This window comes from Nocardiopsis sp. TRM 82005, assembly GCF_056312425.1.
Genome location: NZ_JBWDTQ010000010.1, coordinates 247,968 through 272,790, shown reverse-complemented (window position 1 = coordinate 272,790; position 24,823 = coordinate 247,968). Strand labels below are relative to the sequence as shown.

The 24,823-nt window shown below is 69.1% G+C and carries 17 protein-coding genes and 1 pseudogene; 11 read left to right on the top strand and 7 right to left on the bottom strand.

The genetic code is table 11. The features are described 5' to 3' along the window. Positions 1 to 205 precede the first annotated feature (205 nt). A pseudogene (locus tag AC0T5L_RS07555) lies at positions 206 to 1,047 on the top strand (helix-turn-helix domain-containing protein). Positions 1,048 to 1,354: 307 nt separating this feature from the next. Here the strand turns inward: AC0T5L_RS07555 and AC0T5L_RS07550 are convergent. The 5 genes from AC0T5L_RS07550 to AC0T5L_RS07530 form a co-directional block, all read right to left on the bottom strand. Next, complete coding sequence (locus AC0T5L_RS07550) at positions 1,355 to 1,588, bottom strand: DUF397 domain-containing protein (RefSeq protein WP_476164663.1); 234 nt, start codon at positions 1,586 to 1,588, stop codon at positions 1,355 to 1,357. Between the two features lie 262 nt (positions 1,589 to 1,850). Next, positions 1,851 to 2,825, bottom strand: coding sequence for a metal ABC transporter substrate-binding protein (locus tag AC0T5L_RS07545; protein WP_476164681.1), 975 nt, complete (start codon positions 2,823 to 2,825; stop codon positions 1,851 to 1,853). Positions 2,826 to 2,945: 120 nt separating this feature from the next. Beyond that, positions 2,946 to 3,617 (bottom strand): potassium channel family protein, encoded by a 672-nt coding sequence (locus AC0T5L_RS07540; protein ID WP_476164662.1) that lies wholly within the window; start codon positions 3,615 to 3,617, stop codon positions 2,946 to 2,948. A gap of 28 nt (positions 3,618 to 3,645) precedes the next feature. Next, positions 3,646 to 5,004 (bottom strand): TrkH family potassium uptake protein, encoded by a 1,359-nt coding sequence (locus AC0T5L_RS07535; RefSeq protein WP_476164680.1) that lies wholly within the window; start codon positions 5,002 to 5,004, stop codon positions 3,646 to 3,648. Between the two features lie 267 nt (positions 5,005 to 5,271). Then, positions 5,272 to 6,186, bottom strand: coding sequence for a cation diffusion facilitator family transporter (locus AC0T5L_RS07530; protein ID WP_476164661.1), 915 nt, complete (start codon positions 6,184 to 6,186; stop codon positions 5,272 to 5,274). A 120-nt stretch (positions 6,187 to 6,306) separates the two neighbouring features. Here AC0T5L_RS07530 and cmtR point away from each other — a divergent pair, with 120 nt between their 5' ends. From cmtR to AC0T5L_RS07510, 4 genes are all read left to right on the top strand, one after another. Beyond that, the gene (gene cmtR / locus AC0T5L_RS07525; RefSeq protein ID WP_476164660.1) at positions 6,307 to 6,636 is read left to right on the top strand and encodes a Cd(II)/Pb(II)-sensing metalloregulatory transcriptional regulator CmtR; all 330 of its coding nucleotides are present in this window, start codon (positions 6,307 to 6,309) and stop codon (positions 6,634 to 6,636) included. A 541-nt stretch (positions 6,637 to 7,177) separates the two neighbouring features. Beyond that, a complete protein-coding gene (locus AC0T5L_RS07520) occupies positions 7,178 to 10,384 on the top strand; it encodes an efflux RND transporter permease subunit (RefSeq protein ID WP_476164659.1) in 3,207 nt (1,068 codons plus the stop codon). 535 nt (positions 10,385 to 10,919) lie between these two features. Beyond that, the gene (locus AC0T5L_RS07515; RefSeq protein WP_476164658.1) at positions 10,920 to 11,777 is read left to right on the top strand and encodes a SigB/SigF/SigG family RNA polymerase sigma factor; all 858 of its coding nucleotides are present in this window, start codon (positions 10,920 to 10,922) and stop codon (positions 11,775 to 11,777) included. A 393-nt stretch (positions 11,778 to 12,170) separates the two neighbouring features. Further along, entirely contained in the window at positions 12,171 to 12,341 is a 171-nt protein-coding gene (locus AC0T5L_RS07510; RefSeq protein ID WP_476164657.1) for a hypothetical protein, read from the top strand. Between the two features lie 64 nt (positions 12,342 to 12,405). Here AC0T5L_RS07510 and AC0T5L_RS07505 read toward each other — a convergent pair whose 3' ends face one another. Continuing rightward, positions 12,406 to 12,870: an ATP-binding protein gene (locus AC0T5L_RS07505; RefSeq protein WP_476164656.1), complete on the bottom strand. Its 465-nt coding sequence runs from the start codon at positions 12,868 to 12,870 to the stop codon at positions 12,406 to 12,408. Positions 12,871 to 13,556: 686 nt separating this feature from the next. Between AC0T5L_RS07505 and AC0T5L_RS07500 the strand changes: the two genes are divergently transcribed. From AC0T5L_RS07500 to AC0T5L_RS07475, 6 genes are all read left to right on the top strand, one after another. After that, positions 13,557 to 15,224, top strand: a complete 1,668-nt coding sequence (locus AC0T5L_RS07500) for a family 2 glycosyl transferase (protein ID WP_476164655.1) — start codon at positions 13,557 to 13,559, stop codon at positions 15,222 to 15,224. Between the two features lie 599 nt (positions 15,225 to 15,823). Next, complete coding sequence (locus AC0T5L_RS07495) at positions 15,824 to 16,804, top strand: ABC transporter permease (RefSeq protein ID WP_476164654.1); 981 nt, start codon at positions 15,824 to 15,826, stop codon at positions 16,802 to 16,804. Between the two features lie 94 nt (positions 16,805 to 16,898). Further along, positions 16,899 to 17,810, top strand: coding sequence for an ABC transporter permease (locus AC0T5L_RS07490; protein WP_476164653.1), 912 nt, complete (start codon positions 16,899 to 16,901; stop codon positions 17,808 to 17,810). Positions 17,811 to 17,960: 150 nt separating this feature from the next. Then, entirely contained in the window at positions 17,961 to 20,165 is a 2,205-nt protein-coding gene (locus AC0T5L_RS07485) for a dipeptide ABC transporter ATP-binding protein (protein WP_476164652.1), read from the top strand. A 73-nt stretch (positions 20,166 to 20,238) separates the two neighbouring features. Then, positions 20,239 to 21,945, top strand: coding sequence for an ABC transporter family substrate-binding protein (locus tag AC0T5L_RS07480; protein WP_476164651.1), 1,707 nt, complete (start codon positions 20,239 to 20,241; stop codon positions 21,943 to 21,945). Between the two features lie 413 nt (positions 21,946 to 22,358). Further along, positions 22,359 to 23,396: a pectate lyase family protein gene (locus AC0T5L_RS07475; protein ID WP_476164650.1), complete on the top strand. Its 1,038-nt coding sequence runs from the start codon at positions 22,359 to 22,361 to the stop codon at positions 23,394 to 23,396. Here AC0T5L_RS07475 and AC0T5L_RS07470 read toward each other — a convergent pair. Next, entirely contained in the window at positions 23,389 to 24,303 is a 915-nt protein-coding gene (locus tag AC0T5L_RS07470; protein WP_476164649.1) for a hypothetical protein, read from the bottom strand. The genes AC0T5L_RS07475 and AC0T5L_RS07470 overlap by 8 nt on opposite strands. Positions 24,304 to 24,823: the final 520 nt, after the last annotated feature.

Below are 24,823 nucleotides of genomic sequence, written 5' to 3'. Positions count from 1 at the left end.
CCGGTCGGGGAGCCCCGTTGGAAGGTCTTCGGGCCGCGGCCCTGGGACGTGCGGACGCCGTGGCTCTATCGTGTACATGTAGTGTCTTGACCGTATGGCAAAGGTATACCGACGGTCCGGATACCCTTGTTCGAGGAATGACGGAGAGGCGGCGAACGTGGATATCGCTCGGTTGCGCCAGGGGAGCGGCCCCACTGTGCGCCGCATGCTGATCGGACACGAGCTGCGCCAACTCCGCGAAGCACGCGGTATCAGCCGTGAGGACGCCGGGAACAAGATTCGTGCGTCGGCGTCCAAGATCAGCCGTATGGAACTTGGCCGGGTTGGTTTCAAGCTGCGCGATATCGAGGACCTCCTCAAGATGTACGGGGTCACCGACCGCAAGAGGATCAAGGAAATCCTCGAAGTCGCGCGCGAATCCAACAAGCCCGGATGGTGGAAGGAGTACGGGGAGTCACTGCACAAGTGGTTCATCCGTTATGTCGGCTTCGAGGAGGCCGCCGACCACATCCGCATCTATGAGTCCCAGTTCGTTCCCGGCCTGTTGCAGACCGAGGAGTACGCGCGGGCGATCATCTCCGGTGGCGTGGAGACCGATCAGGTCACCGAGCAGCGCGTGGAGGCCAGGCTCAAGAGACAGCGCCGTCTGCGCACGGACAAGAACATGCGCATGTGGGTGATCCTCGACGAGGCCGCGGTGCGCAGACCCATCGGCGGCCCCGAGGAGGGCCGCGAGATCATGCGCGGCCAGCTGGAGTGGCTCATCGAGCTCAGCGAGGAGTACGACAACATCACCCTCCAGATCGTCCCCTTCGCGGTGGGCGCGCACGCCGCCGAGGCCGGCTCGTTCACGCTCCTGCGCTACTCGGAGTTCGAACTGGCTGACATGGTCTACCTGGAGCAGCTCACCGACGCTGAGATCATCGACCGCCGTCCCGTGGTGGAGACCTACACCAAGGCCATGACCCGGCTGAGCGTCGCCGCGGCCACGCCCGACGAGACGCTGAACATGCCAGGGAGATGCTGGAGGACTTGGACAAGGACTGAGCGCGTGTCTTCCGTCCGGGGAGGGGCCTGGGGCGGAGAGGCCGTCAACCACCAGGGGCTCGCCGCGGCGGGCCTTTCCGGTTTTCCGGTGCGACCTGCCGACGGTGATCGGCCTCCGTGGCGGGCTCACCCGTGTTCACCGTGGGAGTCCCGTCCGGGACCCCCACGTGTGCGTCCGCCCCCGGTCAACCCTGATGAGGGCGCGGCGACCGGGCCGGCGCGGGGAGAGGGGTCACCGGCCGGTGACGACCCCTCCTGTGTGTTTCGAGGACACCGACGTGTCCGGTGGCTCAGCGGGACGGCAGCCCTAGCTGAGGAGGTTGTCGAAGTCTCCGTCCTTGGCGCCCAGGATCATGCAGTCGATCTCCTCCTGGGTGTAGACCAGGGCCGGTCCGGCCGGGAAACGGGAATTGCGCACGGCGATCGAACCATCACCGAGACGGGCCATCTCGACGCAGGCCCCCTGGGAGTTGCTGCGCTTGGCCTTCTGCCAGGCGGCGCCGGAGAGGTTGGTCGCGGGGACGCCGTTGTGTGCGGTCATGCTGCTCCTTCGTTCCTTGAGGGGAGTGTTCGTGCCGATGCACTGCCACTTGCACGTGCATTCGCACCGACGCGTTCACAAGCATAGCGTGACCTCCGCCACTTGTCCGAGGGTTTTGCGGTATGTAAGCGCTGTGTAATCCGGTTGTGAGAACGCGGTGGTGGACGGGTCGGCCGATGGGCAGAAAAGGCGGGCAAGACGAGAGCCCCACCGGACGCGGAGCGGATGCCGCGGGCCCGATGGGGCTCGGAGGCGAGGTCGCTCAGGAGCAGACCAGCGCGGTGGTCAGCGCGTCCAGGTTGCCGCGCATGATCGAGGGGTAGTCGTCGCCGGGGGAGTCCTCGGTGACGCCCTCCAGGGGATCGAGCACCTCCACCCGCGCGCCGGTCTCCGCGGCGATGGTGTCCGCGGTCGCCGTGGGCATCAGCGGCTCGGTGAAGACGGTGTCGATGTCGTGCGCGCGGACGGTGTCGGTGATCTCCGCGATCTGCGAGGGCGAGGGCTCGGTGTCGGGGTCCACCCCGCTGACACCGATCTGTTCCAGGCCGTAGGCATCGGTGAGGTAGGTGAAGGCGGTGTGCCCGACGACCACCTCGTCGTGCTCACAGGAGGACAGGCCCTCCTCGTACTCCTGTCCGATCGCCTCCAGCTCGGCGGTCACGGTCTCCGCGTTCTGCGCGTAGCCGTCGGCTCCGTCGGGGTGGACTTCGGCCATGCGGTCGCTGAGCGACTGGGCCACCTGTGCCATCAGGTCCACGTCCAGCCAGAAGTGGGGATCGTACTCGCCGTGGTCGTGGTCCTCCTCCCCGGAGTGGCCCTCCTCGTCGGCGTGCTCGTCCCCCTCATGCCCGTGCTCGTCCTCGGCCTCGTCGGCGGACCGCAGCTGGACGAGGCCGGCGACGTCGAGCGCGATCTCGGAGGCCTCCTGGTCGATCGCGTCGTCCACGGCGGGCTGCAAGCCCTCCACGTAGAAGGCGATGTCGGCCTCGCTGACCTCGGCGACCTGGCGGCCGGTGAGCTCCAGGTCGTGGGGTTCGGTGCCCGGATCGGTGAGCTGGGTGACCGCTACCTGGTCACCGCCGATCTCCGTGGCCAGCCACTCCAGGGGATAGACGCCGGTGACCACGGTCATGTCGGCTTCGGCCGGGGAGACACCCGAGTCGTCCGCCCCTTCGCCGCCGCTTCCGCAGGCGGTGATCGTCATGAGTGTCGCGGCGCCGAGGGCGGCGGCTCGCATGGTCGTCCCAGTTCGCATGGGTCAATTCTCGGGAAAATGAAAACGGTTGTCAATTCGCCCGTTTGGCGTGGAACCTCCGGGGGGACCAGGCCGGACCGGACCGGGGCAGCCCGGCTCGGCTCAGGTGGACTCGGAGAAGCGCTCCACGTCGTCGGTCCTGCCCGCCACCACGATCACGTCGCCCTTGTTCAGCACCGTCTCCTGGGTGGCGTAGGTGAACTCCGCGCCCAGCCGTTTCACCGACACCACGGTGATCCCGTACTGCTGGCGGACCCTCGTCTCACGCAGGGTCTTGCCGATCAGCGCCCGCGGCGCCTTGGTCTTGCCGAGGGAGAAGCCCTCCTCCAGCTCCACGTAGTCGAGCATCCGTCCCGACAGCAGGTGCGCCACGCGCTCGCCCATGTCGTGTTCGGGCAGCACCACGTGATGGGCACCCACCTGTTCCAGGATCCGTCCGTGCCGACGGCTCGTCGCCTTGGCCCAGATGGTGGACACCCCCATGTCCACCAGCTGTGAGGTGGCCAGGATGCTCTCCTCCAGGTGGGTGCCTATGGCCACCACCGCCCGGTGGAACTGGGCCGCGCCCACCTGGTAGAGCGCCTCCTCGTCGGTGGCGTCGGCGATCACCGTGTGGGTGAGGGCGTCGGCGTAGGTCTGCACCATGCGCGAGTTGGAGTCGACGCCCAGCACCTCCCATCCTCGGCTGACCAGCTCCAGCGCCAGCGAACTGCCGAACCGGCCCAGGCCGATGACCAGGACGCGCCTGTCGGTGGGTCTCCTGTGCTGCTGCACGGATCTCTCCCTTCTGTGCCGGAGGGCCTCAACCGATGATCGGCCGCGCCTTGGCGAGATCGTAGCGGCGACGGCGGTCACGGAAGGCGAGCGCCGTCACGAAAGTGATGGGGCCGATCCTGCCGGCCACCATGAGTATGGCCAGCAGACACTGCACCCAGGGGGCCAGGTCCGGGGTGATGCCGGTGGACAGGCCGACCACGCCGACGGCGGATACCACCTCGAACATCACGGGCAGCGTGTCGTACGGGGTGGTGCGCAGCAACAGGAGGGTGGTGAACGCCACGACCGACGCGGACAGGAACACCAGGCTCAGCGACTGCCGGATGACCTCGGGCGAGAGCTGGCGGTCGAACACGTGCACCTTGTCCTGGGCGCGGACCTCGGCCAGCACCACCAGGAAGATCACCGCGAGGGTGGCGACCTTGATCCCCCCGGCCGTTCCCGCGCTACCGTTGCCGACGAACATGAGCATGATCGTCATCAGCAGCGTGGCGTCCTGCATCTGGCCGGTGTCGACGACGTTGAGGCCGCCGCTGCGGGGCATCACGCCGTGGAAGAAGCCGTCGGTGATCCGGGCCCACCAGTGCAGCTGGCCCAGGGTGTCCGGGTTGTTCCACTCCATCACGGTCACCATCAGCGCCCCGGCCGCGAAGAGGATCGCGGTGGTGGTGACGGTGAGCTTGGTGTGCATGCTCCACACGCGCGGGGTACGCAGCTGGTGCCGCAGCTCCAGCAGGACCGGGAACCCGATACCGCCGAGGATGACCGCGAAGGCCACGGGCATCAGGATGAACACGTCGCCGGAGAAGCCGGTCATGCTGTCGTCGTAGAGCGAGAGCCCCGCGTTGTTGAAGGCCGAGATCGAGTGGAAGAAGCCTGAGTAGAGGGCCTCTCCGAAGGACATGTCGTAGCCCAGCCACATCCTCGGTGTGATCAGCAGGAACGTGCATCCCTGGAGTACCAGGAAGATCACCGCGACCCGGCTGACCACACCGCGTACGTCGCCCACCCACAGGCTCTTGGTCTCGGCCTGCACGTTGAGCTGCATGCGCAGACCGAACCGGTGGATCATCGCGGTGCCCAGCAGGGAGGCCAGGGTCATGATCCCCATCCCGCCGACCTGCATGAGGAGCAGGATGATCACGTGGCCGAAGGTGTTGAGGTCGCTGCCGACGCTGATCACACTCAAGCCGCACACCGCCAGCGACGTCGTCGCGGTGAAGAAGGCCTGGACGAACGTCAGCCCCCCGCCACCGGTCGTGGCCAGCGGTGTCATCAGCAGGGCCGTGCCCGCCAGGTCGACGGTCACGAACACCAGGAGGAACACCCGCGCGGGCTTGCGCCATCCGCGGGCCTCGCGGGTCGAACGCGAGTCCAGGCGCATCCGGTGCGCCAGCACGGACGTCTTCCGAGGGAGGAAGGATCCGCGGACCAACCTGCGAAGGGCGTGAATGCTCGCGCTCGGCGGCTTCGTGCTCATCGCTGGTCGGGGGTCGGAAAGGGTGCCACGGTTCCTCCTTGTCACCTGGCCGCGAGGAATTGTGCCAGAGGGCTCAGATCGTGGCACGTCGACGGTCCGCCCAGCATCGTAAACCCCGGTGGGGGGTGGTACGGGCGTCCACGGACCGTTCCTCGGCGGGGCTGCGGCGGTTCAGGCGTGTCGGGGGCCCTCGTGGTCGGCGTGGCCGGGCGGTTCCAACTGCAAGGTGGAGTGCTCGACGTCGAAGTGACCGGTCAGGCACGCGTGGAGTTCGTCCAGCATCCGGCCGCTGTCGTGGAGGTGCTCCTCGGCGACCACCACGTGCGCCGACATCACGGGTACCCCGGAGGTGATGGTCCAGGCGTGCAGGTCGTGGACGTCGAGTACGGCGGGGTGCCCGAGCAGGTGGTCGCGTACCTCGCTCAGGTCCATGTCCTTGGGCGTGGCCTCCAGCAGGATGTGCACGGCCTCTCGTAGCAGAGCCCAGGCACGGGGAACGATGATCGCGGCGATGCCCAGCGACACGAGGGTGTCCACCCGTGCCCACCCGGTCATCCAGACCACGGCTCCGCCCGCGATGACGCCGACCGAGGCCAGGGCGTCGCTCATGACCTCCAGGTAGGCGCCCTTGACGTTGAGGCTCCTCTGGGCTCCCGAGCGCAGTACGAACAACGCGCCGATGTTCATGACCAGACCGAACGCGGCGACGACGACCATGCCGAGCCCGGATACCCCGGCGGGCCTCTGGAGCCGCTCGACCGCCTCCACCACGATGAACCCGCACAGGCCGAACAGCACCAGGGCGTTGACCGCGGCGGCGAGGATCTCCGCGCGCTGGTAGCCGAAGGTGCGCCTGTTGGTGGCGGGCCGCGCGGCGATCCACACGGCGGCCAGGGCGAGGACCACGCCGAAGGAGTCGGTGACGGTGTGCCCGGCGTCGGCGAGCAGGGCCAGGCTGCCGCTGAACGCGGCACCGGTCACCTGGACCGCGGCGACGGTGAGCATCATCCCGAGGACCATCGCCAGCCGTCTGCTGTTGGCCGCCCCCGCGGTGACCGCGTGTCCGTGGCCGTGTCCCGCGCCCATCGGCGCCCCCTGTCCTGCGGTTCCGTTCACGGGCGCCGCGGATGACGGCGCCCATGGTTCAGCCAACACTGTTTATACAGCCCTAGCTGTCTATACAGCAAGCTATGTACAATGGTTTTCATGTTGACCTCCGAACAGCGCCTGTCCGCCATCCACCGCCTCGGGCGCGCCCTGGCCGACCCCACTCGCTGCCGCCTCCTGCTGGCGCTCCTCGACGGCCCCCACTACCCCGCCGGGCTCGCTGAGCACCTGGGGCTCACTCGGCAGAACGTCTCCAACCACCTCGCCTGTCTGCGTGACTGCGGGCTGGTGCGCACCTTCGCGCGAGGGCGACAGGTCAGCTATGAACTCGTGGACGACTCGCTGTCCCACGCCCTGGAGGACCTCCTGCGCGTGGTGTGGGGCACCGCCCAGCCGCACGAGCCGGTGGAGGAACACCGGACCGTCTGATCCGGTGGACCGGAAACCTTCACTGTGATGTCCGCTACGTGCCACCGTCACCCGCGGCGCAGGGGAGGACGCACCGTGTCGATCTCGGGCTCCGACTTCCGGATGAGGGCTCCGACTTTGGTCAGGGTCCCCCCTGACAGAAGGCTGACGTGTCCCTGAGAAGCCCCTGAATCAGGCGGGGGAGGCTCAACTCCAGATATAACGCGACGTATGGTGAATGGTGCGCCCGGTGGATGCGTGAAGCACGGCTCATACGGCTGACACGGGTGTCCCGCGCCTCGCGGACGAACACCGGCATCCCCACCACCACACGTTCGAGAGACCAGTTCCAAACCGGCAACCGGTGGCAGGACCGACGGACGACGTGTGTGCTCTGACGGGCGCCGACAAGCACTGGACGACCCGCACACCACGGCCCGCCCCCGTGGTCCGCAGTGAACTAGGAGCGAGAACCTCTCATGTCCAGATCGGCCGCAACGGCCCGCGCCGCGGGTCGCCCCCAGGCGGGGACCGCCGCCACCGGAGCGGAAGGGGCGAACACGTGAACCGCCTCTCGGTCATGTCGCTCGGCAACCGGGCGCTGGTCCTGCTCATCACCCTGGCAGTCCTCTCCTTCGGCGTCCTCGCCGCCATGTCGGCCAAGCGCGAGCTCTTCCCCGAGGTCTCGCTTCCGATGGTGATGGTCACGGGGAGCTACTCCGGTGCCACACCCCAGGTGGTGGAGGGCCAGGTCACCGAACCCCTGGAGCAGGCGCTCCAGGGCGTGGAGGGCGTCAACACCGTCACCTCCACCTCCAGCAACGGCTCCGCCCAGATCATGGCGGAGTTCGACTACGGCCGTGACCAGGACGCCCTGGTCCGCGAGGCGCAGGTCGCCGTCGACCAGATCTCGGGCATGCTCCCCGAGGACGCCGACACCTCCGTCATGTCCATGAGCTCGGACATGATGCCCGCCATGCTCCTGGCCGTCAGCTCCGAGAACGGCGACGAGCAGGCCATGGCCTCCACCGTCGAGAACGTCCTCATCCCCGAACTGGAGTCCGTCGACGGCGTGCGCTCGGCCAACCTCTCCGGGGTGCCCGAGCAGAAGGTCGAGATCGTTCCGGACGAGGACGAGCTCGCCTCCGCCGGGATCACCTCCGAGGACCTCACACAGGCCCTGGAGAGCAACGGCATGCTCATGGCCGGCGGGTCCATCGACGAGGACGGCCGGTCCCTGAGCGTCACCACCGGCGAACAGCTCACCTCCATCGAGGAGGTCGAGGACCTGTGGGTCCAGCCCTCCCAGGGCGTCGACGAGTCCGCCGCGGTGCCCGGGGCGCCTCCGGCCGATGCGCCCTCACCCGTCCGGATCTCCGAGGTCGCCGACGTCGAACTCGTCACCGACGAGGCTGGCAGTATCGCCCGCCTGGACGGCGTGCCCAGCATCGCCCTGATGATCATGGCCACACCCGACGGAAACACCGTCGACATCTCCGACGGCGTTCAGGCCGTCCTGGACGAACAAGCCGATCTGCTGGGCTCCGACACCGACGTCTCCGTGGTCTTCGACCAGGCTCCCTTCATCAACGACTCCATCACGGACATGTTCGAGGCGGGCGCCTACGGTCTGGTCGCCTCGGTCATCGTGATCCTCGTCTTCTTGTTCTCCCTCCGCTCCACCCTGGTCGTCGCCGTCTCCATCCCGGTGTCGATCCTCATCGCCTTCGTGGGGATGCAGGCCTTCGGGTTCACCCTCAACATGCTGACCCTGGCGGCCATCACCATCGCGATCGGCCGCGTGGTGGACGACTCCATCGTGGTTCTGGAGAACGTCCGACGGCACATGGACTACGGCAAGGAACGCATGAGCGCGGTCAAGGACGGCGTGCGCGAGGTCGCCGTCGCCGTGGCCTCGTCCTCCTTCGCCACCATCGCCGTCTTCCTGCCGTTGGCCTTCGTCGGCGGCATGGTCGGCGAGATCTTCATGCCGTTCGCCGTCACCAGCGCCCTCGCCCTGGGCGGTTCGCTGCTGGTCGCGCTCACCGTCACCCCGGTGCTGTGCTACTGGTTCATGCGCCCGCGCAACGTCGGAGACTCCACCCAGGGCGACATCGAGCGCCAGCAGAACGAGAGGGAGTCGCGCTCCCCGCTGCAACGTGCCTACCTGCCGGTCATCCGCTGGATCACGACCAAGCGCAAGACCGCCACGGTCGTCACCCTGGCCGCCTCCCTCGCCATCTTCGGCGGGACGCTCGCCATGGCGGCCACCTCCGAGACCGACTGGATGGGCGAGGCCGAGCAGAACACCTACACGGTCGTGCAGGAACTGGAACCCGGTACGTCCCTGGAGGCCGCCGACGCCGAGGCCGCCAAGGTCGAGGAGGTCCTGTCCGGGATGGCCTGGATCGACACCTACCAGGCCAATATCGGCGGCAACCCGCTGATGGGCGGTGGGACCGACCAGATCGACTACACCGTCACGGCCGACCCGGAGACCGACCAGCTGCGCAACCGCGACGTGCTGCGCGAGGAGTTCGCCAGTCTGGACACCGAGCACGAGCCGCGCCTGGACTCCTCCGGAGGCATGGGCGGTTCCGATATCGAGGTGCGGGTCACCGCGGAGAACCAGGACACCCTGGTCGAGGCCGCGGAGATGGTCGCGGACGAGCTGGACGGCATCGACGGCGCCGAGGACGTGGTCAGCGACATCTCCGAGTCACAGGCCTCCCTGGAGGTGCGCGTGGACGGTGAGGAGGCCGCCGAGCGCGGTATGAGCGAGGCCATGGTCGGCCAGATGGTCGCGGCCGCCTTCAACGGCAGCAACGCGGGCACCGTCACCATCGACGACGTCCGCCGCGACGTGGTCGTCCGGGCGGAGGAGGCCCCGCAGACGGTCGCCGAACTGGAGGACCTGCCGCTGGCGTCCCCCACCGGGGACACCCTCGCCCTCGGCGACGTGGCCGAGGTGGAGGAGGTGCGTCAGCCGCCGGAGCTCACCCGCATCGACGGGATCGCCAGCACCACCGTGTCGGCCGCGGCCACCGCCTCCGACCTGGGCGGGGTCAGCGCCCAGATCAGTGAGTCCCTGGACACGATGGACCTGCCCGAGGGCGCCGACGCCAGTCTGGGCGGGGTGAGCCAGGACCAGACAGAGGGCTTCGCCCAGATCGGCCTGGCGATGCTCGTCGCGATCGTCGTCTGCTACCTGATCATGGTGGCGACGTTCAAGAGCCTGGTCCAGCCGCTCATGCTGCTGATCTCCATCCCGTTCGCCGCGACCGGATCGCTGGGTCTGCTCATGCTGACCGGTACCCCGGTCGGTGCCGCCGCCCTGATCGGCATGCTGATGCTGATCGGCATCGTGATCACCAACGCCATCGTGCTGATGGACCTGATCAACCAGAACCAGAACAGGGGCATGCCGCTCGGCGAGGCGATCGTGGAGGGTGCCCGTCACCGCCTGAGGCCCATCCTGATGACGGCGGCGGGCACCATCGCCGCCCTCGTGCCGATGGCCACCGGCCTGGCGGGCGGCGGGGCCTTCGTCTCCGGCCCGGTCGCGATCGTGGTGATCGGCGGCCTGGTGACCTCCACCCTGCTCACACTGATCCTGGTCCCGGTCCTCTACCAGCTGGTGGAGTGGTCCAGGCAGCGCGGCACGGCCCGCAGGCAGGCCCGCCGTGAGCGCCGCCGCGACCGCAAGGCGCGTGGCAGGGGGGACAAGAAGGAGCCCGGGGCCGAGCGTGCCAAGCAGCCGGTCGGCTGACCGCACCAGGTTCCGAGGGGGCGTTTCGCGCACTGCGCGGGGCGCCCCCTCGTCGTCGGGGCGGACGATCGTGCCGTCGCGATCCGGAGAGTGCCCCCTAACGGGGGTAAGGCGCCATACCCAGCCGAAATTAATCGAACGAGTGTTCGATATGTGAGCTACGTGACAAATATGTTTTATGAGGCATCCAGGGGTATGGAGGGAGTGTCCGCAAGTGACATGTCAAGCATGGAAGATGCGGCCGTCGCGCCAGGAGGTTCCTTGAGAGAGTCCCGGGCGTGGCGGGCGAGGTTTTTTTGGCAGCGTCTTTCCAGGTCATGAGGGCATGTGCGGCCGTTAGTTGTCGCACGACAACAAAATTTTGCTCTGCGGCTTTTGAAGCCGTTTCTGAGGGAACATACTCTGCGCACCACGGTCGTCACCGCCGGACCGTAGGTTGCTGATATCGGTCGAGAGGCGGGACGCACCGCTGGGGCCTGCCAACCAGGCAGCTACACCAGGAACAAAACAGGACAGAGCACCGGGGGGTTTTCTCTTGTCCGCTACCGCTTCCCACGTGTCCCAGAACACAACAGAAAACACGCCCGTAATCCCCATCCCGCGCAGATCGGTTGAGGACGTCTCAGCCGAGGAACTCCTGGCAGAACTCAGGGGTCTGAGCGAGGGGGATCCCAGGGCGAACAGGCTGCGAGAGCGTGTCGTGGACCTCTACCAGCCCCTGATCAACAAGATCGCGCGCCGCTACGGGGGGCGCGGCGAACCGCTGGAGGACCTGAAGCAGACTGCCATGGTGGGACTCGTCAAAGCCGTGCGCGGCTATGACCCCGACCGCGGTAAGCCGTTCGTCTCCTACCTGCTGCCCACGGTCACCGGTGAGATCAAGCGCCACTTCCGCGACCACACCTGGGCGATCCGGGTACCCCGACGACACCAGGAGAACAGGGTCAAGCTGCGACGCATCACAGGCGAGTTCCAACAGAACCACGCGCGCACCCCCACCATCGCCGAACTCGCCAAGGAGATGGGGATCTCCGAGGCCGAGGTCAGCGAGCTGGCCCAGGTATCGGAGTCCTACCGGTCCCTGTCGCTGGACGCACCGGACTCCTCCGACTCCGAGGGCCAGGAGGGCGCCCGTCTGGAGGACCACCTGGGCAGCGAGGACGGCTCCCTGGAGCGCGTGGTCGAGCGGGAATCCATCAAGCCCGCCCTGGCGCGCCTGCCCGAGCGGGAACGCAAGATCCTCATGCTGAGGTTCTTCGGCGACCACACCCAGTCCGAGATCGCCGACCGCCTCGGCTACTCCCAGATGCACGTGTCCCGGCTCCTGTCCGGCGTCCTGGAACAGTTGCGCGAGGAAGTGGGCGCGTCCGTGCCCGTCCGAGGCCAGCGCTGACCCGGTCTCTTCCCGGGTGCCGCGGGGGCCTTCCCCGGGAGGAAGCCGGACTCGCACCGGCCCACGGGCCGGATACGGCAGCGGTTCCGGAAAGGCCCGGGCAGCGGGTCTCCCGGAACCGCTGCCCGGGCCGTCCACGAAGGTGTCGTGGAAACCCGGAACGGGGTGTGCACACGCGCGGCTCTTCATCACCACGTCGTCACGGAGCATGTGAGCCACCAAGGGCGACAGGAGCCCGTCGGAGGGACGACCGCGCCCCGCTAGGAACGGCTTGCGCAGCCCAGATGCGATACCGGACCCAAACCGCCCATAGCCGGGGCGGATCCCGGGTTGTCGCTCCGTCATCGGAGGGTCGATTTGTGCTATCCGCGCACTCCAGGCAGGCTGCGGGACATGGACGAAACGAACAAGAGCCTCGACGACCTGGTCCGTGACGAGCTGGGCGACGAACCGTCGCAGGAGGCCAAGGACTACGCGCGCGAACTCTACGAGCGCTTCCGGATTCATCAACCGACCGACGACAGTGACGGCGCGGCCCCCTCGACGGCCGCCGCCGAGGAGTGAGGGGAACGCTCGCTCCGGACGCGGCGGCGTACCGGCGCGGTCCCGGCTCCGGCCCCGGAGACCGTCAGTCCGGGTCCGCTGCCACCGGGTCGCCGTCGCAGTCCCACACCAACTCGAACCAGACCCTGCGGCCCCTTCCGTCGACGCGCGGTTCGGTACCCCACTTGCTGGAGAGCGCCTCGACCAGGTCCAGGCCCCGACCGTGCTCAGCGGTGTCATAGGGGTTCCGGTGCTGGGGCTCCGGCGCCTCGACCATGTTGCCCAGATCCCGTACCTCCACCCGTGCCCATCCGGGCGCCAGACGGACACATACCTCGAACTTACCGGTGGCCTGGCCCGAATCGCTGTGCGTGATGGCATTCGTGGCCAGCTCGCTGGTCAACAGTGTCGCTGTAGTCAGTTCCGGTGACGCGGCCAGCTGACGGGCGACGAACCTCCTCGCGTAGGCGATCTGGCTCGGCAGGCCCGGGAATCTCCGTCGTACGGCCCCGGATGCGGCGTCTGTGCTGTGAGGGGTCTGCTCTTCCATGGAATTCGCCGGACGTTGGAACGGACTGGATGAGAGGGCCGAGGCCTGAAGCGCGTCCGGCGTTGGGGGGCCGACCTTAGGAGTGGGGTCGTGCTCGTGACGCGTTATGAGGGAACTGCGGGGTGCTGCGGTCTCACACATTGGGTTCACTCCCCGAGGACGTGTGTTCGCGGCGGGCATGGCAACGAAAGCGCCGGAACCTCGACAGGCGTCCGTGCCCGTGTAACGGGTCACGGCGCGTGGTGGCCACACAGGTCGGAACCCCCTGGGACAGGGAGGTGAGCGGTGCTGTACCGCGGGGTGCGCGGTCTGAGGGCGGCGACAGGGGGATGGGGAGAAGCCGCGGGGCTTCCCCTGGACTGAGGTGAGGCCTGAGAGCGGGCCGAAGCGGTTGGTCATGTCTGGTGGCGGATGTGCCCTACGACACTGAAGGGCATATTCGCGCTTAGCATACGCTCCGCGCCTCCCCGGAAACCCAGCTGACCTGGCCTGGCCAGGGTAGCCTCCTCTGAGCTGGCCAAAGAGGGCGCCCGGTCTGGTGACGGGGTCGGGGGGAGACGCATATGGGCCGAGTTTCGGAACTAGTGGGACCTGTGAGCATGTATAACGATTAGGTTAAGCCCTCCGAGATTTTTGGTGTTCCCACGGTCTTGCGCCGCCATGCCGTATCCAGACAAGGTGTGAGCATGGTCTCCCGCTCGCCCCTCCCCGGCTTCGGTGTCGAGATCGACCGCGCGGTACGTCTCACCGATGAAGGACACGTCCTCGTCGGCGGGTGCCCGCCGCGGTCCGTGCGGCTCTCCCCAGGCCATGTCAGCGCGCTGATCCGCTGGCTGGGCGGGTCCACGCCCGAGGGAGCGGACGAGGGCCTGCTCGCCCGCGGCCTGATCCGGATCGGATTCGCCCACCCGCGCCCCCTGGCCCCGGCCCCCACCGACACCGTCGAGGTGGCCGTCGTCGGACAGGCGGGGCCCGCCGCTCTGGGCGCCACCCTGGACCGCCTCGCCGAACACCACCCGGGACTTCGGCCCGTCGTGGTCGGTGCCACCGGTCCCGAAGCCTGGACGGCCCGCCGCCGCGGCGCCCGTGTGGTTCCGGGGCCTTCCGGGGGAGCAGGGGCCCGGGCGGTCGCACTACGCGCGTGCTCGGCCGACTTCGTCGCCCTGGTCGAGGCGGGCGCACGTCCCGCCGCCGGGTGGCTGGGCACCGCCCTGGGCCACTTCGCCGATCCCGCCGTGGCCGCCGTAGTGCCCCGTGTCCTGGCCGACCGCGCCCTCTGCCTCGGCCACATGCAGATGACCGTGGCCGCGGTCGCCGCCAGCCGCACGGGCGCGGACCGCGGCGGCGATCCCGCGCCCGTCCTGCCCTGGGGGCACTCGGTACCGGAACAGGCGCTCCCCGGCCCCGCCAACGAGCACGCCGACCCGCTGCGGCCCGTTCCCTCCCTGGTGCTGCGCCGCGCCGCCGCCGAGTTCGCCCCCGAACTGGGTGCCGCCGCCGAACTCGACCTGCTGTGGCGGCTGGTCGGCGAGGGCTGGTCGGTGCGCTACGAACCCCGCTCCCGGGTGTGGACGCCCCCGGTCACCGAGTTGGGCGGCTACCTGCGCGCCTGCTTCACCTCGGGTGCGGTCGCCGGTCCGCTGGCCCGCCGCCACGGCCGTCGCGCGGCCGGACCCGAACTGCCCTGGGCCGGTGCGGTCGGACTCGCCCTGGCGGCCTCCGGCCGTCCCGGAGCCGCTCTGACAGCCGGTGCGCTGGGCGGCGCGTCGGTGGCGGGCACGCTCGTGAACGGGGTCCGGACCCCGCTTCCCGAGGCGGTGCGGGTGGCCGGCGCGGACCTGGCGCACACAGTTCGGACGGGAACGCGCGCGGCCCGCACGGCATGGTGGCCGCTGGTCGCCGCGGTGGCGGTGGGCGGCGCGGTCGTCTGGAACCGGGCGCGCGGAGGCGGGGACCACCGCGACGCGCCCAGGACGGCTCAGGAGGCGCTCCGAAGGGCGGCCCGGTGGCGTGGCCCACGCCCCGGCCGGCCCGGCCGCGCGGGCCGGATCGCGGTGACCGCGGGCGCGGCCCTGGTCCTGCCGCACGTGGTGTCCTGGCGGCGGGACAGGGGTGCGGCCCTGACCGGCCCCGTGACCTGGACCGTTCTGGGAATGGCGGGAGACGCCGCCCGCTCCCTGGGCACTTGGTGGGGGGCGGCGGTGTCGGGCTCCCCGGCGCCGCTGGTGCCCCGGCTCAGATCGACGGCGGTGGCCGGTTCGGTCCCGGTCGCACGGGGAGTGGGCCGGCCCGTGCGGGTGCCGGGGCGTTCGACGGCCAAGGAGGGCTCGCCGACGAACGTGAGCGCTACTTAACACTCCGTCACCCGGAGTGAAGGGCGGGAGAAGGGGAAGACGCGACGGGTGTTTCCCCGGAGCCCGCCGGCTGTTCACCGGGCCGTCCGATGAACGGTGCCGACCCTGGGAACTGGGGTTCTGTGCCGTTCGTGCCGTACCAACATTGGACGGAACCCTTGGAGATCCTGTGCCCCTCTGTGGAGATTGATGCGTCCCCTCTCGTCGGTGAATGCCGTTTACCCAGCTCATGACGCATATGGTCACTATGCAGAGTGGTGTCATTGCCGTGAGTATAAATCTTGACAAACCGACTGCAATCAGGTGGTTAAGTAGGCACCGTTGTCTTTTCTTGATGGAGTGGTTACCGTCGAGTGTCTCGCGCTCCCGCAGACTTTTGACATTCCGGTCACGGATCGTGAACCGGACGCAAGTGTGTTTCGGCAGTCACCGGGCGTTACACCCACCGGTGGTCGCGGAATCGCGAAGGCTTAACGATGCCAACCACCGTTGGCATACTCGTGGAGCACTCCGAACCGTGGGCCACGGGGGCCACCCAGTAACGACCGTGCACAAACGGGATCAAGCGCCGGGCTCGGCTGTGAGGTTCGGAGATAGTTTTGGGCAAGTTCCTGGTCAGACGACTGCTGAACTACGTCGTGCTGATCTTTCTCGCGACGAGTTTCGCCTACCTGCTCGCCGCGACCAACCTGTATCCGCGCGGCTACTTCGAGCAGATGCAGCCACCGCCCACACCGGAGGCTGTCAACGCCCAGCTGGACGCGCTGAACCTCAACGACCAGACGCCCCTGGCCCAGCGCTACGCCACCTGGATCAGCGGTGTGCTGACCGGCGACTTCGGCAGGACCATCCAGGGCGGTGACGTCACCTCGCAGATGTGGATGAAGGCGGGCGTCACCCTGCGCCTGATCACGGTCGCCACCATCCTCGGCAGCGCCATCGGTATCGCGGTGGGCGCCTACGCCGCCGTGCGCCAGTACCGCCGCTTCGACAAGGCCGCCACCGCCGTGTCGTTCTTCGTGCTGTCGGTGCCCACGGTCGTCATCGCGATCGTCGTCCAGGTCATGGCGGTCACCCTCAACGACGGACTCGGCTTCCAGCTGCTGCGCTACTCCGGTGAGTACTCGGCGGGCTTCGACGGGGCGTGGTGGGAGTTCCTGGCCAACCGGATCCACCACGCGATCCTGCCCACGCTCGTCCTGGCCATCGCGCTGTTCGCCGCCTTCGCCCGCTACCAGCGCAACATGATGCTGGACGTGCTCGGCTCCGATTTCGTGCGCACCGCCATGGCCAAGGGGCTCACCCGCCGCCAGGCGCTGTTCAAGCACGCCCTGCGCACCGCGCTGATCCCCACCATCACCTACTTCACGTTCACCTTCGGCGCGCTGGTGTCCGGTGCGACGTTCACCGAGAAGATCTACGGCTGGCACGGCATGGGCGCGTGGCTGATCGACTCCATCTTCCGCCAGGACGTCCACGTGGTCGCGGCCGTCTCGTGGTTCATGGCGATCACCATCATGGCGGCGTCCTTCCTCTCGGACATCCTCTACGCATGGCTCGACCCGAGGGTGCGGGTGTGACCGCGCCCGCGCCCCGCGCCGCCCCCGGTGCGCCTCGCTGCCACGTTCGACCCCTTCCGCGCGCCGCCGCGGCAGTCCAGCTGGAGACCACGCCATGAGCACGACCAAAGAGAGCACGGCATCGGAACAGGCACCGGCCGTGCCCCCGGCACCGAACCGGCTCAAGGACATCACGCGCCAGCTGATCGGGACCCGACGCGTCATCGTCGGGATCGTCCTGCTCCTCGTCCTGGCCGTCATCGCCTTCACCGGCCCGCTCCTGACGGGCTGGGACGTGGGCCAGCGCGACTACGGGGCCCTGCTCGAAGGCCCCACGGCCGAGCACTGGATGGGTACCAACCGCACCGGTCAGGACATCTTCACCCAGACCACGGCGGGTCTACAGAAGTCCCTGATGATCGGTCTGCTGGTCGCCGTCATCTCCACCGGGTTCGCCGCACTCGTCGGCGCGTTCGCCGGCTACTTCGGCAGGGTGACCGACAGGGGCCTGATGTGGATCGCTGACCTGGCACTGGTCCTGCCCAACTTCGTCATCCTGGCGATCCTGTCCAAGCACTTCATCGGCCAGGGCGGCTGGCTCATCCTGGTCATCCTGCTGGCCGCGTTCAGCTGGATGGTCACCTCCAAGATGGTGCGCGGCCTGACCATCTCGCTGCGCGAACGCGAGTACATCCACGCCGCCCGCTTCATGGGCGTCCCCTCGCACAAGATCATCCTGCGCCACATCCTGCCGAACATGTCGTCCCTGCTCATCGCGGACGCCACGGTCATGGTCAGCGCCGCGATCATCGGTGAGACCGCGCTCAGCTACTTCGGCCTGGGCGTACAGTCGCCCGACATCAGCCTCGGCATGGTCATCGCCGACGGCTCCTCGTTCGCCACCACTGCGCCGTGGGTGTTCGCCCTGCCCACGGCCCTGTTGATCGTGATGGTGCTCTCCGTGAACATGGTCGGGGACGGGCTGCGCGACGCCCTCGACCCCTACTCCAAGTCGCGCCGGTCCTAGGCCCGTGTATGGAGACACCCGCCCTGCCGACGCCCACGGCGCGGCACTCTTCACGCCTGTCGCCCTTCCACCCCCTCAACCGACGCCTACGCTCAGCGCTCTTCACGCGACGGACAGCATCCATCACACACGCCCTTGGGGAGGCCCACTATGAGCACTGACACCGTCGCGACCGCAGAGGACGCGCACACCGGGGGCACCGGCGACACACCGGTCCTGGAGGTCACCGACCTCACCGTCACCTTCCCCGGAATGAACGGCAACCCCGACGTCCGCGCCGTACGCGGCGTCAACTACGCCGTCAGCCGCGGCGAGGTGCTGGGCATCGTCGGTGAGTCCGGTTCGGGCAAGTCCGTCTCCTCCATGGCGGCCATGGGCCTGCTGCCCGAGCACGCGAGGATCACCGGATCGGTGCGTCTGCACGGCGAGGAGATCCTGGGCCTGGACGACCGCACCATGGCGCGCAAGCGCGGCAGCGTCATCTCCATGGTCTTCCAGGACCCGCTGTCCGGGCTCACCCCCGTGTACACCGTCGGCGACCAGCTCGCCGAGGCCGTCCTGGTCCACGACGCCAAGCTCCCCAAGGCCAGGGCCCGTGCCCGCGCCGTCGAGCTGCTCGACCTGGTCGGCATCCCCAACCCCGAGCAGCGGTACCGCTCCTTCCCGCACGAGTTCTCCGGCGGTATGCGCCAGCGCGTCATGATCGCCATGGCGATGGCCAACAGGCCGGACGTCATCATCTGCGACGAGCCCACCACGGCCCTGGACGTCACCATCCAGGCGCAGATCCTCGACCTGCTGCGCACCGCCCGGCGCGAGACCGGCGCCGCCATCGTGATGATCACCCACGACCTCGGCGTCGTGGCCGGGTTCGTCGACCGGGTCCTGGTCATGTACGCGGGCCGCCCGGTGGAGACCGGCAGCGTCGACGACATCTACTACCGCAGCCGCATGCCCTACACCATGGGCCTGCTCGGCGCCGTGCCCCGCATGGACCTCGAACGCCAGGGCGCCCTGGTTCCCATCAAGGGGACCCCGCCGTCCCTGTCGGACCTGCCTCCCGGCTGCCCCTTCGCGCCGCGCTGCCCCATCGCCCAGCCCGAGTGCGAGCTGGCCGAACCCGAGCTCCTCGCGGTCGGTTCCCAGCCCTCCGGAGAGGAGATCCGGGCCCGGGGGGCCGAGGCGGGCGCCGCGCCGGCGCGAGGCGGCGAAGCGGACACCGACGCGCAACGGGTGGCGTGCATCCGTTCCGGCGAGATCGCCGCCCAGGAGTGGACCGCCCAGGACATCTACCCGGTGCCGGACATCCCCGAGGCCGCGACATCCACGGTGCGCCGCGAGGACCGCGCCGAGATGCTGCGGGTCACGGACCTCATCAAGCACCACCCCCTGATGAAGGGCATGGTGCTCAAGCGGCGCGTGGGTACCGTGTACGCGGTCGACGGCATCGACTTCGACATCCGCGAGGGCGAGACGCTCGCCCTGGTCGGTGAGTCCGGCTGCGGCAAGTCCTCCACCCTCATGGAGATCATGGGGCTGGAGAAGCCCCAGCGCGGCAGCGTCTCCGTCATGGGACGGGACACCGCGGGCCTGGGCAGGTCCAGCCGGTTCGGGCTGCGCCGGGACATGCAGATCGTCTTCCAGGATCCGATGAGCTCGCTCGACCCGCGCATGACGGTGTTCGACATCATCGCCGAACCCCTGCGCACCCACGGCAGGGCCCCGGCCGACGTCACCCGCCGGGTGTTCGAGCTGATCGGCCTGGTGGGCCTCAACACCGAACACGCCAGCCGGTTCCCCGCGGAGTTCTCCGGCGGGCAGCGCCAGCGCATCGGCATCGCCCGGGCCCTGGCGCTGGAGCCCAAGCTGCTGGTGCTCGACGAACCGGTCTCGGCCCTGGACGTGTCCATCCAGGCGGGTGTGGTCAACCTCCTCCAGGAGCTCCAGGCGCGCCTCGGACTGGCCTACCTGTTCGTGGCCCACGACCTGTCCGTGGTCCGGCACATCGCAGACCGGGTCGCGGTCATGTACCTCGGCCGGATCGTGGAGATCGGCGACACCCGCTCGGTCTACGCCCGGCCCTCCCACCCATACACCCAGGCGCTGCTGTCCGCTATCCCGGTCCCCGATCCGGAGAGGGAGCGCACGCGCACGCACATCGTCCTGGACGGAGACCTGCCCAGCCCGGCCAACCCGCCCTCGGGTTGCAGGTTCCGGACCAGGTGCCAGAAGTTCATCACTCTCTCCGAGCCCGACCGGGAGCAGTGCATGAGCGTCGAGCCGCGGGTCACGGCTGTCAGTGATGGCGACCAGGCGGCCGCCTGCCACTTCGCGGAGCGACAGGCGAAGGCCTGAGCCCGGCGAGCGGCAGGCATGGCCAGCACCGCCCCGCGTGCTGGTCGAACCATCCCCACAGGAGGAAATCCCCATGCGAATCGGGAAGGCGCGTTATCTCGCCCCCGCCGCGGCCCTGGTCCTGGTGGCCAGCGCCTGCGGCAACGACGGCGACGGCGACGGTGACGCTCAGGAGCAGGCGGCCTCCCTCGCCGCCGAGGACCTGAACCCCGCTCCCCGCGAGGACCTTCAGGAGGGCGGCACCTTCGTGTGGGCCCTCAGCGCCTACGACGAGCAGCACAACATGTGGCACACGCAGGGCAACCAGGCCAACGTGCGCCGTGTGACCGCGGCGGTACTGCCCGACCCGACCCGCTACGACGCCGAGGGCACGGCCTCCCCCAACACCGACTTCGTGCTCGACTACCAGGTCAGCGACGACGGCCTCGAGGTCTCCTACGAGCTCAACCCCGACGCGGTGTGGTCCGACGGCGAACCCGTCACCTACGAGGACTACGAGGCCCAGGTGGAGACCGTCGGCGGCTTCCGTGAGGGCGACTGGGAGCTCGGCGGCACCGACGGGTACGAGCGGGTCACGGAGTTCGTCCCCGGCGACGACGACTACTCCTTCACCCTGGAGTTCGACGAGCCCTACGCCGAGTGGCCGTCCCTGTTCTCCCCGCTGTACCCCAAGGAGTACATGGAGGACGACGAGCTCTTCAAGGAGGGCTACGTCAAGGAGTACCCCGTCACCGCGGGCCCCTTCGGCGACGTGGAGTTCGACGACGTGGCCGAGCGCATCACGATCACGAAGAACGAGGACTGGTGGGGCACCGAGCCCCTGCTGGACGAGATCATCTTCGACGCCATGGCCACCGACGCGATGGCCGGCGCGTTCAACAACGGCGAGATCGACGGCTTCTACCTCGGCTACGACGCCGCCGGCTACGAGCTGCTCAAGGACCAGAAGGGGGACGGCGCCTACTTCACCGAGGCCATCAACCACGGCACCAGGTTCGCCTCGCTCAACGGCGCCAGCCCGAACCTGGAGGACGTCCGCGTCCGCCACGCCATCTCCCTGGGCCTGGACACCGACGCCCTCGCCGAGGTCGCCCTCGGCGCGGTCGGCTGGCCGATCACCGGTGAGGTCAACCGCCTGCTGCGCTCCAGCCAGCACGGCTACGAGAACAACAGCGAGGGGTACGGCGAGTACGAGCCCGAGCGCGCCGAGGAGCTGCTCGACGAGGCCGGGTGGACCCTGGAGGAGGGCGCGGACGTCCGCACCAACGAGGACGGCGAGACGCTGACCCTGGACTGGGTGGCCTCCGACGACATGGCCATCGCCCAGGACGAGGCCGAGATCGGCCGCGAGATGCTCGCCGAGATCGGCGTCGAGGTCGAGGTCCAGCAGGTGCCGAGCAACGCCCTGTTCTCCGACTACGTCATCCCGGGCAACTACGAGGTCGCCACGTACGTCCTGGTCGGCTCCAACCCCTACGCGGGTGACGCCCAGGAGAACTACGGGATGCCGGTCGAGGAAGGCGAGTGGGGCAACAACCTCGCCCAGCACTCGACCCAGGAGATCGAGGACAAGTTCAACGAGATGCGGGCCGAGACCGACCCGGACCGCTACGCCGAGCTCGCCAACGAGATCGACCGCCTGCTCTGGGAGGAGGTCGTGACCGTCCCGTTCTTCGAGCGCCCGGGCCTGTACGTGGTGAACGAGGACCTGCACAACTGGGGCGAGTACGGCCTGGCCTCCGGCTACGTCTACGAGGACATCGGCTGGGCCGCCGAGTAGCCGAGTAACGACGCCGCAAGCGGTGCCCTGAGCACCCGCGGCCGTGAGGGCGCCGGTCCCCGTGAGGGGAGCGGCGCCCTCACGTGTGTACCGCGCCCCGCGCCCCGCGCCCCGCGCACCGGGATCCGGCGCCGGCCCCGGCCCGGGGTTGGGGCCGGGAACCGGGCTGTGGCAAGGTTTAAGGCGTATTCGGCGGATACGTGCTCTGGCTGCGCGCCCACCCGTCGCCCACCACCGACCCCCAACGGTCGCGCTTCGCGCAGCGCTCTCCAGGCGACGAGCAGTATCCGCCGAACACGCCTCAGGCGTGCTCTTCGGACACACGTCCCGCCGCGTGAAGTCCGCGACGGGCGCCGCACCCGGAGCACACCCCGCCCCCACACCCCTCACCCCCGCTCGTTGGAAAGCCCTCGATGAGATCTCATCCGATCGCCGCCGCGACCGCGGCGGTGCTGCTGTGCGCCGCCCTCACCTCCTGTTCCGAGGACGTGGAGGAGGCCGCGGCGAAACCGCCGCTGGGAGCGGCGGCCGAGCCGGACACGCCCGAGGGCGACGAGGCCAGCCCTCCGCCGCAGGGCACACCCGGTGAGGAGGGGGCCCCGAACCCGGTCGGCTGGGCGGCTGAGCCCCTGGAACGTGACGGGGAGGAGTACCCGGGCGTGGCCGGTGGAGCCGGGGGAGAGACCGTCACAGCCTCCGACACCGGCGAACTGGCCGACCACCTGGCCGCCGAGGAGCCGCTCACCGTCGAGGTCAGCGGCCGGATCGACCTGGACGGTGCGGTCGGGGTCGGCTCGGACAAGACCCTCGTGGGTGTGGACGGCGGCGCCGAGCTGACCGGGGGCCGGCTCGTGGTCGACGGCTCCGGCAACGTCGTCCTGTCCAACCTGAGCCTGGAGACCGACGGAACCGCGGTCGCGGTGCGAGGCGGCGCCCACCACGTGTGGGTGGACGGTTCCACGTTCGCGGGAGGCGGTGACTCCTCCCTGGTCTCGGTCTCCGACGGCGCCGACAACGTCACCCTGTCCTGGAACCACTTCACCGAAGGCGAGTCGGCGCTCACCATCGGCGATGGCGAGGACGAACACGGAGCGCTGCGGGTCACCGTGCACCACAACTACTTCGACGGCACCTCGGGCCGCCACCCGCGTGCCCGGTTCGCCGAGCACGTGCACGTGTTCAACAACTACTTCCGGGCCAACCCGGAGTACGGGGTGCAGTCGGCCCACGACTCCAACGTCCTGGTGGAGGGCAACTACTTCGACGGCACCCGCCTGTCGGTGTTCACCGAGAAGGACGAGCCCGGCAACGTGGTCACCCGCGACAACCTGCTGGTGGACTCCGAACAGCCCGACCTGCGCGGCGACGTGCCCGACCCGCCCTACGCCTATGAGCTGGACGACACCGTCAGCGTGCCCGACCTGGTCACCGTGAGGGCCGGAATCAGCTGAACGAGTGGTACTCGTAGCTCTCCCCGACGCCGTCCGCGGCGCGGTAGTCGAGTCTGCGCGGATATCCCCGCTCATCGATCCACAGCTCGAACCCGGCGTCCTCCACGGCGGTGAGGGTGTTGCTCCCCGACTCCGAGTCGTAGCCGCCCAGCATCGCCGTGAAGGTGCCGGTGTAGTGGTGGGCGCTGTGCGTGGTGCGCCGCACCGATCCCTCCAGGGACACCTCCTCCCTGCCGGTCAGCACCAGGTCGGTGGAGGTGTCGAGTATCTCGCGCAGTTTGGCGGAGCCGAAGTTCTGGGAGCACAGGTAACGGTCGGCCGTGCTGGGCGGGTCGAGCAGCTCCAGGCCCCGGTCGGCGGTCATCATGAGCTGCCCGTCGCCCACGTCGTAGCGGTACACGCTCCCGCCCCCGGAGGTGGTGAGGGAGTGGTCGAACTCAGGCTCGGCCCCGGAGTCGTACACGGCCTCTCCCCGGCCCGTCGTGTCCGCGTCCGGGCGCGTGTCGGCCGGGGACGCGTCGGCGGGGGCGTCCCCACCCCCGCCGACGGGGACGGCGGCCATACCGTCCCGGGGAGCGCTCCCGTCCCCGTACACGCTGAAGGTGATGTGGAAGGCCGAGGAGCCCTCCACCAGTTCCGCCGCGGCCTCGACGTAGGCCCCGACGTCCTCGGGGTCGGTCTCGGAGACGGCAGCCCCGGCCCGGGGCTGCTCGGGCCCGGCATCCTCGGCGGCGCCGAGCGGATGCAGGGGATCGCCCACGGCCACCCTGGCCACGCCCCATCCGCTGGCGACCACGGCCACGCAGGCCAGCACCACGAGGGCGGACACCAGCAGGTTCGGCCGCTCTCCGGGGCCGGGAGGCTGGTCGTCGGAGTCGGAGCTGTGCGGTATCGACGATATCGACACGGCCTTGAGCCTCGTTTCTGCGAGTCTTCACGCGATCGGGGGACGGATCGCGGGGGTCATGCTGGTCGTCTTCGGCTGGCACCCGGGGGTGACGGGTGGTACGACGCGCTGACGCAGTGTTCCGTTCGATGGTCGCACGCACGTGATCACCGCCCACACGCACGAAGACGAGCACCCAGTCGTGGTGGGGCCCGTCCGTGAACGGACGCAGGAAGCCGAACGTGTGGGTCCGCGACAGCCGCCGCAGGGTCTCCTCCGAGGCGTGCTCCCACAGCAGCCGCACCGCCGTCCGGGCCGCCCCGGTCGCCGTGAAGGAACGGCTGAGGAAGAGCTCGCGCAGCTCGTCGGCTTCCAGCCGTAGGAGGGTCGCCTCCAGCACCTTTGAGTCCAGCAGTCCCAGAAGGGCCAGTGCGCAGTCCACGCGGGCCGCCAGCGGGTGCGGCGCGCAGCGCAGGACCGCCTCCGCGGCCGCCGCCGGGTCCAGCCTCCAGCCGTGTCCCGGTGAGGGTCCGTGGCCGGT

Coding starts and splice junctions, on each gene's coding strand:
- AC0T5L_RS07550 (WP_476164663.1), bottom strand. CDS start 1,588: ATGACCGCACACAACGGCGTCCCCGCGACCAACCTCTCCGGCGCCGCC.
- AC0T5L_RS07545 (WP_476164681.1), bottom strand. CDS start 2,825: ATGCGAGCCGCCGCCCTCGGCGCCGCGACACTCATGACGATCACCGCC.
- AC0T5L_RS07535 (WP_476164680.1), bottom strand. CDS start 5,004: ATGCGCCTGGACTCGCGTTCGACCCGCGAGGCCCGCGGATGGCGCAAG.
- AC0T5L_RS07530 (WP_476164661.1), bottom strand. CDS start 6,186: ATGGGCGCGGGACACGGCCACGGACACGCGGTCACCGCGGGGGCGGCC.
- cmtR (WP_476164660.1), top strand. CDS start 6,307: ATGTTGACCTCCGAACAGCGCCTGTCCGCCATCCACCGCCTCGGGCGC.
- AC0T5L_RS07510 (WP_476164657.1), top strand. CDS start 12,171: ATGGACGAAACGAACAAGAGCCTCGACGACCTGGTCCGTGACGAGCTG.
- AC0T5L_RS07505 (WP_476164656.1), bottom strand. CDS start 12,870: ATGGAAGAGCAGACCCCTCACAGCACAGACGCCGCATCCGGGGCCGTA.
- AC0T5L_RS07500 (WP_476164655.1), top strand. CDS start 13,557: ATGGTCTCCCGCTCGCCCCTCCCCGGCTTCGGTGTCGAGATCGACCGC.
- AC0T5L_RS07490 (WP_476164653.1), top strand. CDS start 16,899: ATGAGCACGACCAAAGAGAGCACGGCATCGGAACAGGCACCGGCCGTG.
- AC0T5L_RS07485 (WP_476164652.1), top strand. CDS start 17,961: ATGAGCACTGACACCGTCGCGACCGCAGAGGACGCGCACACCGGGGGC.
- AC0T5L_RS07480 (WP_476164651.1), top strand. CDS start 20,239: ATGCGAATCGGGAAGGCGCGTTATCTCGCCCCCGCCGCGGCCCTGGTC.
- AC0T5L_RS07475 (WP_476164650.1), top strand. CDS start 22,359: ATGAGATCTCATCCGATCGCCGCCGCGACCGCGGCGGTGCTGCTGTGC.